This is a genomic window from Streptomyces cinerochromogenes, from assembly GCF_014648635.1.
Lineage (GTDB): Bacteria > Actinomycetota > Actinomycetes > Streptomycetales > Streptomycetaceae > Streptomyces > Streptomyces cinerochromogenes.
In genome coordinates, this window is record NZ_BMRM01000034.1 from 1 (window position 1) to 12,101 (window position 12,101).

At 74.3% G+C, this 12,101-nt stretch carries 12 protein-coding genes; 8 read left to right on the forward strand and 4 right to left on the reverse strand.

Going from position 1 to position 12,101, the window contains the following annotated elements; all coding sequences use genetic code 11:
- A partial coding sequence (locus IEZ20_RS38205) for a ribonucleotide reductase N-terminal alpha domain-containing protein (protein WP_373304046.1) occupies nt 1-868 on the reverse strand: 868 nt, incomplete at its 3' end.
- 554 nt (nt 869-1,422) lie between these two features.
- Nucleotides 1,423-1,968: a DoxX family membrane protein gene (locus IEZ20_RS38210; RefSeq protein WP_189307526.1), complete on the reverse strand. Its 546-nt coding sequence runs from the start codon at nt 1,966-1,968 to the stop codon at nt 1,423-1,425.
- Between the two features lie 128 nt (nt 1,969-2,096).
- Between IEZ20_RS38210 and IEZ20_RS38215 the strand changes: the two genes are divergently transcribed.
- The 3 genes from IEZ20_RS38215 (at nt 2,097) to IEZ20_RS38225 (ending at nt 4,847) form a co-directional block, all read left to right on the forward strand.
- The gene (locus IEZ20_RS38215; protein ID WP_189307528.1) at nt 2,097-2,423 is read left to right on the forward strand and encodes a nuclear transport factor 2 family protein; all 327 of its coding nucleotides are present in this window, start codon (nt 2,097-2,099) and stop codon (nt 2,421-2,423) included.
- Between the two features lie 54 nt (nt 2,424-2,477).
- Entirely contained in the window at nt 2,478-3,458 is a 981-nt protein-coding gene (locus IEZ20_RS38220; protein WP_189307530.1) for an aldo/keto reductase, read from the forward strand.
- A gap of 204 nt (nt 3,459-3,662) precedes the next feature.
- The gene (locus IEZ20_RS38225) at nt 3,663-4,847 is read left to right on the forward strand and encodes a D-alanyl-D-alanine carboxypeptidase family protein (protein ID WP_229896484.1); all 1,185 of its coding nucleotides are present in this window, start codon (nt 3,663-3,665) and stop codon (nt 4,845-4,847) included.
- A gap of 229 nt (nt 4,848-5,076) precedes the next feature.
- On the opposite strand, the gene IEZ20_RS38230 is transcribed toward IEZ20_RS38225, so the two are convergent.
- Both IEZ20_RS38230 and IEZ20_RS38235 read right to left on the reverse strand, forming a co-directional pair.
- Nucleotides 5,077-5,835: an SDR family oxidoreductase gene (locus IEZ20_RS38230; protein WP_189307533.1), complete on the reverse strand. Its 759-nt coding sequence runs from the start codon at nt 5,833-5,835 to the stop codon at nt 5,077-5,079.
- A 56-nt stretch (nt 5,836-5,891) separates the two neighbouring features.
- Nucleotides 5,892-6,968, reverse strand: coding sequence for a Gfo/Idh/MocA family protein (locus IEZ20_RS38235; RefSeq protein WP_189307535.1), 1,077 nt, complete (start codon nt 6,966-6,968; stop codon nt 5,892-5,894).
- A 115-nt stretch (nt 6,969-7,083) separates the two neighbouring features.
- Here IEZ20_RS38235 and IEZ20_RS38240 point away from each other — a divergent pair, with 115 nt between their 5' ends.
- From IEZ20_RS38240 to IEZ20_RS38260, 5 genes are all read left to right on the forward strand, one after another.
- Complete coding sequence (locus IEZ20_RS38240) at nt 7,084-8,397, forward strand: multidrug effflux MFS transporter (protein ID WP_189307537.1); 1,314 nt, start codon at nt 7,084-7,086, stop codon at nt 8,395-8,397.
- Nucleotides 8,337-9,518, forward strand: coding sequence for a serine hydrolase domain-containing protein (locus IEZ20_RS38245; RefSeq protein WP_189307539.1), 1,182 nt, complete (start codon nt 8,337-8,339; stop codon nt 9,516-9,518). Before IEZ20_RS38240 ends, IEZ20_RS38245 begins: the two co-directional genes overlap by 61 nt.
- Before the next feature lie 85 nt (nt 9,519-9,603).
- Nucleotides 9,604-10,599 carry a small ribosomal subunit Rsm22 family protein gene (locus tag IEZ20_RS38250; RefSeq protein WP_189307540.1) on the forward strand — a complete coding sequence of 332 codons (996 nt, stop codon included), beginning with the start codon at nt 9,604-9,606 and terminating at the stop codon, nt 10,597-10,599.
- A 31-nt stretch (nt 10,600-10,630) separates the two neighbouring features.
- Entirely contained in the window at nt 10,631-11,248 is a 618-nt protein-coding gene (locus IEZ20_RS38255; protein ID WP_189307542.1) for a TetR/AcrR family transcriptional regulator, read from the forward strand.
- Nucleotides 11,249-11,352: 104 nt separating this feature from the next.
- Nucleotides 11,353-12,093 (forward strand): bifunctional DNA primase/polymerase, encoded by a 741-nt coding sequence (locus IEZ20_RS38260; RefSeq protein WP_189307544.1) that lies wholly within the window; start codon nt 11,353-11,355, stop codon nt 12,091-12,093.
- The last annotated feature ends 8 nt before the right edge of the window (nt 12,094-12,101 follow it).

Genomic DNA, 12,101 nt, shown 5'->3' on the forward strand with positions numbered 1-12,101 from the left:
CGTCCAGGGTCTTCAGGAACGGCACGATGCCGTTGGAGTGCCCGTTCGTCCCCCGGATGTAGGAGCCGCGGGAGCGGATACGGGAGTAGGCGAGACCGATGCCGCCCGCGTGCTTGGAGAGCCGGGCCACCTGGTGGTAGCGGTCGTAGATGGAGTCCAGCTCGTCCAGCGGGGAGTCCAGCAGGTAGCACGCGGACATCTGCGGGCGCGGTGTGCCGGAGTTGAACAGGGTGGGGGAGGAGGGCAGGTAGTCCAGGCGGCTCATCAGGCCGTACAGCGCCGCGACTTCGTCCACCGAGCGGGCCGTGTGGTCCGCCGTCAGCCCGCTCGCCACGCGCAGCATGAAGTGCTGGGGCGTCTCGATCACCTTGCGGGTGAGGGGGTGGCGCAGCAGGTAGCGGCTGTAGAGGGTGCGCAGGCCGAAGTAGCCGAACCGGTCGTCGGCGCCCTCCGCCACCGCCGACTCCGCCAGGGCGTCCAGCCGTTCGGCGTGGGCGCGGACGAACTCCGCCGTGCCGTCGGCGACCAGGCCCTCGCGCTGCCCGACGGCGACGGACTCGGTGAAGGAGGCCACGCCCTGGGAGGCGGCCTCGCCCCGGATGGTCAGGGTCAGCAGCCGGGCGGCCAGCTTCGAGTAGGCGGGGTCCTCCGCGATCAGGCCGGCGGCGGCCTCCGTGGCCAGCTCACGCAGCTCCGCCTCGTCGGCCCGCGAGGACCGGCCCCGCAGCGCGGCGGCGGCCACCCGGCCGGGATCGGCGTCGGGCAGGTCGGCGGTCAGCTCGGTCAGGGTCCGCAGCAGCGCGGGCTCCGGATCCCGCTGCGGGTACTCCTCGGTGAGCGGAACCGGGTGGCTCGGAGCCAGGGTCACGTGGTGCTCCCTCGTCGGTGGAAAACGGGGCCCGGGACACAGGGGTGGCAAGGCGTGGGAAGACAGACGCCAGTGCCTGAGGGGCCCGCTGTGCCGTGGGCGTCTCAGGTGTCGCCGAAATCAGGTGGGAGCATACATCTTGTGTCTCGCCGTGCAACGAACCCCAGATGTAGTGTCCCGGGGCGTGTTCGTTGTTCGGACAACGAGGGAGGAGACGGCCCGGGACGCCAGCCCCGACAAGGGTTCGGCGGGCTCCTCCGCCCCGTCCGCGGAGGGCACGCGGGCGGGGTGCGGACGGCCGTGGCCGGTCGGCAGGCGGGCTGTGGCGCGAGGGGCGGAGGCGGCGGCGACACGAAGATGGCCGAAACGCGACGCACCGCCTCTCCGCCCGAACGGCGCCTCCGCACCGGCGCCTTCCGGCCGGCCCTCACGAACGGCGAACGTGGTCACCGGTCGGCGACCGTCGAACGTGGTCACCGGTCAGCGACCGTCGAACGTGATCACCGGTCAGCGGCCGTCCCGCGCGAACAGCGGCCGTTCCCGCGCGGCGGCCGTCACTCCTCGAACAACGCCTCCTGCTCGCCTTCCCTCTGCCGCCGCAGCCGCCGGTTGCGCGTGCCCACCACCACGGCCGTCGCCGCCGCCGTCGCGCCGAGGGCGGCAGGGACCATCCAGCCGCGGTCGAAGACGTGCCCGAGCACGTGGTCGAGGGAGAGCCGGCCGGGGCCGGTGACGGCGAGTCCGGCCGCGGCCAGGCCCAGGGTCGCCGCGTGCTCGTAGCCGCCCTCCTGGGCGAAGAAGCCGTTGGGCGCGTGGACCGCCGACGCCCCGGCCATCGCGCCGGCCGCCGCCGCGCCCGCCGCCGGAGTGGCGAGGCCCAGCGCCAGCAGCGTGCCGCCGCCCGCCTCCGCCAGGCCCGCCGCGGTGGCGCTCGCCTTGCCCGGGGCGTAGCCGACGGACTCCATGAACTGGCCGGTGCCTTCCAGTCCGTGGCCGCCGAACCAGCCGAACAGCTTCTGCGCGCCGTGGGCCGCCAGCACTCCGCCGGTGCCCAGCCGGAGCAGCAGCAGGCCCAGATCACGTCGGTCGTAACAGGTCACGGTGACTCCCCGGCAGACAGGCGGACAGGTCCCTCCCGTGTGCCCACCCTCGCACCGCCGACGCCGTCCGGCGCGTCCTGGGTGGCGTTCGGGTGGCGGGACCGGGGGAGCGGTGTGAGCCTGACGCCATGACGATTCAGCCAGCCAAGCTCAGCGAGCCGGCCGTCCGGGCCTTCGTCCACGCCGTCAACGCACACGACCGCGAGGGCTTCATGTCGCTGCTCGCGCCCGGCGCGACCATGGCCGACGACGGCTTGGACCGGGACCTCGCCGAGTGGACCGACCGGGAGATCTTCTCCTCCCACGGTCACATGGAGGTCGACAACGAGTCCGACGGCGGCCGCACCCTGCTGGCCCGCTACAGCAACGACACCTGGGGCGAGATGCGCACCAAGTGGAACTTCACCGTCGACGACGACGGACGGATCTCACGCTTCGAGACCGGACAGGCGTAAGAAGCCCTCCGGGGGCTTGTGTTCGCGTGCGCTCCACCTTCTAGCGTCCCGCCCATGACGACACGGACGCTGGGACGCAGCGGCACAGAGGTGAGCGCACTCGGGTTCGGGTGCTGGGCCATCGGAGGCGAGCACCGGACCGCCGACGGACAGCCCGTCGGCTGGGGGAAGGTGGACGACGACGAGTCCGTACGGGCGGTCCGCAGGGCGCTCGACCTCGGCGTCACCTTCTTCGACACGGCCGACTCCTACGGCACCGGGCACAGCGAGGAGATCCTGGGCCGGGCCCTGGGCACACGGCGCGACGACGTCGTCCTCGCCACCAAGTGGGGCAACGTCTTCGACCCGGACACCCGTACCCTCACCGGCACCGACGACACCCCGGAGTACGCCCGGCGGGCCCTCACCGCCTCCCTGCGCCGCCTCGGCACCGACCGCGTCGACCTGTACCAGCTGCACCTCTCCGACGCCGACCCGGCCCGCGCCGCCGAACTCCGCGACGCGTGCGAGGAGTTCGTGCGGGAGGGACTCGTACGCGCCTACGGCTGGAGCACCGACGATCCCGCACGGGCCGCCGTCTTCGCCGAGGGCCCGCACGCCACGGCCGTACAGCACCGCCTCAACGTCCTGCAGGACGCGCCCGGCATGGTGGAGCTGTGCGAGCGGCTGGAACTGGCCAGCGTCGACCGCAGTCCGCTCGCCATGGGGCTGCTGGCGGGGCGGCGCGGCGGACCGCTCGAGGCCGGGGACATCCGCAGCCGGCCGCCCGCCTGGCTCCCCGGGTACGCGGAGGACGGCTCCGGTGCCGACCCCCGGTGGCTGGCCCGGATCGACGCCGTCCGGTCCGTCCTCACCAGCGGCGGCCGGACCCTCGCCCAGGGCGCCCTCGCCTGGCTGTGGGCCCGCAGCCCGCGCACCGTGCCGATCCCCGGCTTCCGGACCGTCGCCCAGGCCGAGGAGAACGCCGGGGCGCTCGCGAAGGGGCCGCTCACCGCCGCCCAGCTGGCCGAGATCGACCGCCTGCTCGGCAGGTGAGCGGTCCCCGGGGCGGTACGGGCGCGGCCGGCGCCGGGCCGCCCGCCCGGCTGCCCGGGCACGCCGTCGAGGGCCCCTGGGCGGAGGGAGTGCGAGGGCCGGGGAAGCGGGGTGACTCATCGGATTCTCATAACGCGGCAAATTCCGGTCCGTCGGGCCCCACGGGTCGCTAATCCCCTGCTCGAAGCGGTGTACGGTCCCCGGGTGCGCGAATGTTCCCGGCTCAGCCGGCGTGCCGTCCTCGGGCTGACGGCCGCCGCCCTTCCCCTGTCCACGGCCACCGAGGCCGCCGCCGCGACGCCGGTCGTCGGCGGTGAGCGTCTGGCCCGCACCGGCGTCCAGGTGCGCGGTGCCTCCGGACTGCCCGGGAAGCTCACCGCCCAGGCCTGGCTGGTCGCCGACTGCGAGAGCGGGGAGGTGCTCGCCGCGTTCCACGCGCACCGCCGGCTCGCGCCCGCGTCCACGCTGAAGATGCTGTTCGCGGACACCGTGCTGAAGAAGTTCGACCGCACCGAGCGGTACAAGGTCACCGACGCCGATCTCGCCGACGTCCCGGCCGGCTCCAGCCTCGTCGGCATCAAGCCCGGCATCACCTACACCGTCGAGCAGTTGTGGCAGGGCGTGTTCCTGCGCTCGGGCAACGACGCCGTGCACGTGCTGTCCCACATGAACGGCGGCATCGCCCGGACCGTCGCCGAGATGCAGGCCAAGGCCGAGGACCTCCAGGCCCTGGACACCCATGTGGTCAGCCCCGACGGCTTCGATCACAAGGGGCAGCTCTCGTCGGCGTACGACCTCACGCTCTTCGCCCGCCACGGCCTGAAGGACGCCGACTTCCGCGGCTACTGCGGCACGCGGACCGCCGACTTCCCTGCGGGCGGCAAGAAGACGTTCCAGATCCAGAACACCGACCGCCTGCTGACCGGGGCATGGGGCCTGAAGACATACGACGGCCTGATCGGTGTCAAGAACGGCTACACCAGCCACGCCGGCAACACCTTCACCGGCGCGGCCACCCGTGGCGGGCGCACCCTGCTGGTCACCGTCATGCACCCCGAGTCCGGTGGCAACGCCGTCTACGAGCACACCGCCGCGCTGCTCGACTGGGGCTTCACCCACGGGCGTTCGGCGCAGCCCGTGGGCCTGCTGGTCGAACCGCTCAGCGAGGGCGGGGCGAGCGCGAGCCCGGCGCCCGGGCGCAAGGCCGTACAGGCGGCGGCCGGCGCGCCCGGCCCCGCGTCCGGGGGCGGCTCGGGGTGGCAGGCCAGCGCCGGCGCCGCCGGGGCGCTGGCGGTCCTGGGGGCGGGCGCCTGGGCCCTGCGCCGGCGTCGGGCACGGGCGGCGACGGCGCCGGAGGAGAGTGGAAGCGGACCGGGCGACGCCGTGTGACGCAGTGCGGCGGCCGTTCCACCGGCCGGCGTGTACCCGCGGTCCGCCGCGAGGTCCACCCCCAACTCCGGCCCGGTGGAACGGCCGCCGCCTCCCCCCTCGCAGTGGCCGCGGAACTTTCGTGCGTCAGATGTGAAGCTCTCGTGGAGAAAAGTTGAGCACAGGTCCACGACCGGCCGCAATAGCGCGGATGTTCTACTTCCACTTGTGCGGGCGTCCGGAGCTTCGCTCAACCCCGCCCGATGTACGGCATCGTCGTCGCCAGCACCGTCGCGAACTGCACGTTCGCCTCCAGCGGCAGCTCCGCCATGTGCCGCACCGTGCGCGCCACATCGGCCACGTCCATCACCGGTTCCGGGGCCACCTCCCCGTTCGCCTGGAGCGCTCCCGTCTGCATCCGGGCCGTCATGTCGGTCGCCGCGTTGCCGATGTCGATCTGCCCGACCGCGATCCGGTACGGCCGCCCGTCCAGCGACAGCGACTTGGTCAGACCGGTCAGCGCGTGCTTGGTCGCGGTGTAGGCGACCGAGTGCGGGCGGGGCGTGTGGGCCGAGACGGAGCCGTTGTTGATGATGCGGCCGCCCTGCGGGTCCTGCTCCTTCATCCGCCGGTAGGCCGCCTGGGCGCACAGGAACGCCCCGTTGAGGTTGGTGTCCACCACGTGCCGCCAGGCCTCGTACGGCAGTTCCTCCACCGGCACCCCGCCGGGTCCGAAGGTCCCCGCGTTGTTGAACAGCAGGTCCAGCCGGCCGAACCGCTCCACGGCCGCCGTGAACAGCGCGTCGACGTCCTCGGGCCGGGACACGTCGGCCGGTACGGCGAGCGAGGCCGCCCCCGGCACCAGTGCCGCCGTCTCCGTGAGCGGCTCGGCGCGCCGGCCGGCCAGTGCCACCGACCAGCCGGCGCGCAGCAGCTCCACGGCGACGGCCCGCCCGATGCCCGAGCCGGCCCCCGTCACCACCGCGATCTTCGAGTGCGTGTCAGTCATGGCACGGCAGCGTAGGCGGCGAGTCCGCGATGCGGAATCCGCTGTCCGCCATACGGTTAGCCGACGAGCGGGACCACCGCGTCACCCGCCGCGTCCTTCCCATCCTTCCCCTCCTCCCCGGGATACCGCACCCCGATCCGCTCCCGCACCGCGTCCAGCGTGCGCATCACCGCGAGCGTCCCCTCCAGCGGCACCAGCGGCGACTCCTTCTCGCCCGCCCGCAGCGCCCGCATGACCTCCGCCGCCTCGTGCCGCAGGCTGGTGCGCGGCCCGTCGGCCGGGTCGGCGGCGAACTCCTCGGGGTCACGGCCGTCCCGGTGGAGGACGAACCGGTCGGGATGGAAGAAACCGGACGGGATGTCAATCCGGCCGCGCGCACCGGTGACCGACGCGGTCACCGCCGTACCCCCGACGATCGAGCAGTGCAGCGAGGCCAGCGCCCCGCTCTCCCAGGACAGCACCGCCCCCGTCTGGAGGTCGACGCCCTCCGGCGACAGCACCGCGCTCGCGGCGATCCCCTCCGGCTCGCCCAGCAGCAGCTGCGCGAACGACACCGGGTACACGCCCAGGTCCAGCAGCGCCCCGCCGCCCAGCGCCGGATCCCGCAGCCGGTGCGCTGCGGGCAGCGCTCCATTCCGCGCCTCCGGCAAGAGGTGACCGGCCAGCCCGAAGTCGGCCTGCACGGTGCGCACGTCACCGATCGCCCCGTCGTCCACCAGCTCCTTCAACCGCCGCACCAGCGGATTGCAGTACATCCACATCGCCTCCATCAGGAAGCGGTCGTGCTCCCGCGCCAGCGCGACGAGTTCCTCCGCCTCGCGCAGGTTCAGCGTGAACGGCTTCTCGCACAGCACGTTCCGGCCCGCCCCCAGGCACAGCCCGGCCGCCGCACGGTGCGCCGCGTGGGGAGTGGCGACGTACACCACGTCGACCTCCGGGTCCGCCGCCAGCGACTCCCAGTCGCCGTACGCCCGCCCCACCCCGAACCGCTCGGCGAACGCCTCCGCCGACTCCCGGCGGCGTGAGGCCACCGCCACGATCTCCGCGTCCGCCAGATCGACCAGATCCGCCGCGAACGCCGCCGCGATCCCGCCCGTCGCCAGGATCCCCCACCGCACGCTCCGCTCCGCCATCCCCACCCTCGCTCACGTGTGCCTCGGCAGTGTGTACGAGCTGAGAGCATAGGTGCCGGTCGTACCGACGACAGCGATGTCAGGCAAGCAGCAGCACAGCAGCAGGGAGGGGCACATGCCGGACCACGCGGCGGCACCGACACCGGAACAGGACCGGCGGTCCGCCTCCGCCACCGCACCCTCACCCGCCCGGGCCGCGTCCCGCACCGGCCCCCTGGTCACCTTCCTCCTCGGCGGCCTCACCGCGACGACCCCGCTCGCCATGGACATGTACCTGCCGTCCCTGCCGCAGGTCACCCGCTCCCTGCACGCCCCCGCCGTCACCGTCCAGCTCACCCTCACCGCCTGCATGGCCGGACTCGCGCTCGGCCAGCTGGTCGTGGGCCCCCTGAGCGACCGCTGGGGAAGACGCCGCCCGCTGCTCACCGGGCTCGCCGTCTACCTCGCCGCCACCGCCCTGTGCGCCCTCGCGCCCACCGTCGAGACGCTGACCGCCTTCCGGCTGGTGCAGGGGCTCGCCGGCGCGGCCGGGGTGGTCATCGCCCGGGCCGTCGTACGCGACCTGTACGACGGGGTCGCCATGGCCCGCTTCTTCTCCACCCTGATGCTGATCTCCGGCGCCGCCCCCATCGTGGCCCCGCTGGTCGGCGGCCAGATCCTGCGGGTGACGGACTGGCGGGGCGTGTTCGTGGTGCTCACGGTGATCGGCGCGCTGCTCACCGCCCTGGTCTGGCTGCGGCTGCCGGAGACCCTGCCCCCGGCCGAACGACACCGCGGCGGCATGGGCGAGACCCTGCGCGCGATGCGCACCCTCCTCGCCGACCTGCCCTTCACCGGCTACATGCTCGCCGGCGGCTTCGCCTTCGCCGCGCTGTTCGCCTACGTCAGCGCGTCCCCCTTCGTGATCCAGGAGATCTACGGCGCCTCCCCGCAGACCTTCAGCCTGCTGTTCGGCCTCAACTCCGTCGGCCTGGTCGCCGCCGGGCAGATCAACGGCAAGCTGCTGGTCGGCCGGGTCAGCCTGGACAAGGTGCTCGCCGTGGGACTGACCGTGATCGCGCTCGCCGCGACCGCCCTGCTGCTGATGGCCACCGGCGCCCTCGGCGACACCGGGCTCGTCCCCGTCGCCGCCGCCCTGTTCGTCCTGATGTCGGCGATGGGCATCACGCTCCCCAACGCCCAGTCCCTCGCCCTGCTGCGCACCCGGCACGCCGCCGGCTCCGCCTCCGCGCTGCTCGGCACCTCCTCCTTCCTCGTCGGCGCGGTCGCCTCCCCGCTCGTCGGCGTCGCCGGGGAGCACACCGCCGTACCCATGGCCGTCGTCCAGCTGGCCGGAGCACTGGTCGCGGTGGCCTGCTTCGTGGGACTGTGCCGTCCCTGGACGACACGGGCGACCGCCCGTGCGGGCTCGGAGGGAGACGAGAGCTGAGCGTCCCGAGACTGCGCACCGGCACACCGGAACGGGCCGGGCTGGACCCCGCCGCCCTGGCCCGCCTGGTCGACGAGGTGCGCGCCCTCACCGCCGGCGAGCGCCCCTGGGCGGCCGGCGCCGTCGTGCTGGCCGGCCGCGGACCCGTGATCGCCGTCGCCGAGGCGTCGGGCTGGGCGGTGCGCTACTCCTCCTACGACCCCGAGTCCGGCACCGGTGTCGAGCTGCCGCCCGCCGCCCGGGTCCCGGCCACCCTCGACACCCCCTTCGACCTGGCCTCCCTCACCAAGCTGTTCACGTCCGTCGCCGCCGTGCAGCAGATCGAGCGCGGCACCCTCGGCATGGACGCCCGGGTCGGCGACTACCTGCCCGAGTTCCACGCCGCCGCCGCGTACGGCGTCACGGTACGGCAGCTGCTCACCCACACCTCCGGCCTGCGCCCCGAACTCCCCCTGTACGACTGCCCCGACGACGCCACCCGCCTCGCCCTCCTGCGCGCCGAGGCCCCGTCCGCCGAGCCGGGGCACCACCGGTACTCGGACCTCAACATGCTCCTGCTCCAGCACGTCCTGGAGCGCATCACCGGCCGCACCCTCGACGTCCTCGTCCGGGACGGCATCACCCGGCCGCTCGGCATGACCGCCACCGCGTTCGGGCCCTGCCCCGGCGCCGCGGCCACCGAGGACCAGCGGCGGCCGTGGGCCAAGGCCGACCGGGGGATGCTGCGGGGCGTCGTCCACGACGAGAACGCCTGGGCGCTCGGCGGGGTCGCCGGCCACGCCGGCCTCTTCTCCACCGCACCCGACCTCGCCGTCTTCTGCCGCGCCCTCCTCGCGGGCGGCTCCTACGGCCCCGCGCGCATCCTCGGCCCCGACTTCGTGGAGCTGCTCTTCACCCCGCCCGGCCTGGGCTTCGCCCTGGACCAGCCCTGGTTCATGGGCGAACTCGCCGGCCGCGGCGCGGTGGGCCACACCGGTTTCACCGGCACGTCCCTGGTCCTGGACCCGGCGACCGACACCTTCCTCGTCCTCCTGGCCAACACGGTCCACCCCCGCCGCCGCCCCCCGGACAGCGCCCCACGAGCACAACTGGCCACACACCTGGCAAGGGCCCTGCCCTGACCCCGCCCCCAGCAGGCCGGCACCAGTGCGGGGCACCCCGGAACCGCCGAACCAGCCGGAGGCACGGGCGCCATAGAATCGCCGGGTGAACGACCCCGCCTCCCCGGCCGCAACCCTCCGCACGGCCCTGGCCGACCTGCTCCACGGCCTGCCCCCCACAGAGGTCACCGCCGCCGTGGACCGGCTGATCGCCACCTACCGCGGCGACACCCCGACCCACGCCCCGATCCTCCGCGACCGCGCCGACGTCGCCGCGTACGCCGCCTACCGCATGCCGGCCACCTTCGAGGCCGTCCACTCCGCGCTCACGGCCTTCGCCGACACCCTCCCCGACTGGACCCCCGGCAGCCACACCGACGTCGGCGGCGGCACCGGCGCCGCCACCTGGGCCGTCACCGAGACCTGGCCGGGCGAGCGCGGCGTCACCGTGCTGGACTGGGCCGAGCCCGCCCTCGCCCTCGGCCGGCAGCTGGCCGCCGCCAACCCGGCCCTGGCCGGCGCCCGCTGGCAGCGCGCCCGGATCGGCGAGGACCTCACCCTGGCCGCCACCGACCTGGTCACGGTGTCGTACGTCCTCAACGAACTCGCCGAGCCCGACCGGGCCGCCCTCGTCGACGCCGCCGCCGGCGCCGCGCAGACCGTCGTGATCGTCGAGGCCGGCACCCCGGCCGGATACCAGCGGATCATCGAGGCCCGCGACCGGCTGGTCCGCGCCGGCTTCCGCGTCGCCGCCCCCTGCCCGCACAGCGCCGCCTGCCCCATCGCGCCCGGCACGGACTGGTGCCACTTCTCCGCCCGCGTCGGCCGCTCCTCCCTGCACCGCCAGGTCAAGGGCGGCTCGCTGGCGTACGAGGACGAGAAGTTCAGCTACGTCGCCGCCACCCGGCTGCCCGCCGAACCCGCCCCCGCCCGCGTGGTCCGGCGCCCGCAGCTGCGCAAGGGCCAGGTGCTGCTCGACCTGTGCGAGAGGGAGGAGCGGCTGCGCCGTACGACGGTCACCAAGCGCCACGGCGACCTGTACAAGGCCGCCCGGGACGCCGACTGGGGCGACGCCTGGCCGCCGCACGACTCCGCGTCGTAGCCCGCCGCCCCGGCTTGTTACTTTCGACCCCATGGTCGACAAGCCCACCCCCGACGCCACCCGCCGCAGCGAGAAGTCCCGCCGGGCGATCTACGCCGCCGCCCTCGCCCTGGTCGGCGAGGTCGGCTACCCGAAGACCACCGTCGAGGCCATCGCCGCCCGGGCCGGGGTCGGCAAGCAGACCATCTACCGGTGGTGGTCGTCCAAGGCGGACGTCCTGCTGGAGGCGTTCCTGGACCTCGCCGGGCAGACGGCCCGGGCGGCCGGCCAGGAGCCGGACGCCGCCGTCCCGGACACCGGCGACCTGGCCGCCGACCTCAAGGCGGTGCTGCGGGCCACGGTGGACGAACTGCTCGACCCGCGCTTCGACGTGCCGGCGCGGGCGCTGGCCGCGGAGGGCGTGGTCAACGAGCAGCTCGGCCGCGAGGTCGTGAGCGGACTCCTCGAACCGCAGCTCCAGCTGTACGTCGCCCGCCTGCGCTCGGCACAGGCGGCGGGGGCGGTCCGGGCCGACGTCGACCCGCGGATCGCGCTGGAGCTGTTCGTGTCCCCGCTCGCGCAACGCTGGCTGCAACGGACCGGACCGATCTCGTACGACTACACGGACACCCTGGTCGAATACGCCCTGTACGGCATCGCACCCCGTTGAGTGCTTCCGCACCACGCCTTCCGGGCCCCCGAAGTACGTGAAGATGGGACGATAGGGCATGCTGTCCGCACACCAGCGAGGCGAGCACGGGACCGAGGGGATAGATGAGCGCGACGTTCGGCGGCCGGAGCGGCCGGCAGAGCAAACTCTCCCAGTGGCTGCTCGGACGCCGCACGAAGGAGGCCGCCGCGGACGACGGCGGCCGTGAGACCCTCCTGCTGGCCGCCGCGGCGGCCGGACTGCCCCTCGCACCCGCCGCGCACCCCGCCGACGGCTACCGCTGCTCCTGCGACCGCGTGGGCTGTCCCACCCCGGCCCGGCACCCGGTGTCCTTCGCCTGGCAGACCCAGTCCACCACCGACCGCGCCCAGGTCGAGCGGTGGGCCCGGCACCAGCCGCAGGCGAACTTCATCACCGCCACCGGCATGGTGCACGACGTGCTGGACGTGCCGCTGGCGGCGGGCCGGGAGGCCATGGAGCGGCTGCTCGGCTCCGGCGTCGAGGTCGGACCGGTCGCCGAGAGCGACGACGGCCGCATGCTGTTCTTCACCCTCACCCGGGGCACCCCCGAGGACGAGGACGAGTGGTGGCCCTGCGAGCTGGACTGCCACCCGGAGACGATGGACGAGCACCCCGGCCTGCGCTGGCACTGCCGGGGCTCCTACGTCCTCGTACCGCCCGCCCGGCTGCCCGGCGTCGACGACCGGCAGGTGCGCTGGGTGCGCGGCCCCGAGCACCCGTTGCCCGACCCGCTGAGCCTGCTGGAGGCGCTCACCGACGCCTGCGCCCGGCACGTGGGCGCCGAGGCCGGCCGGCACGGCACGGCCTGGCCCCTGCACCACTGACCGGCAGC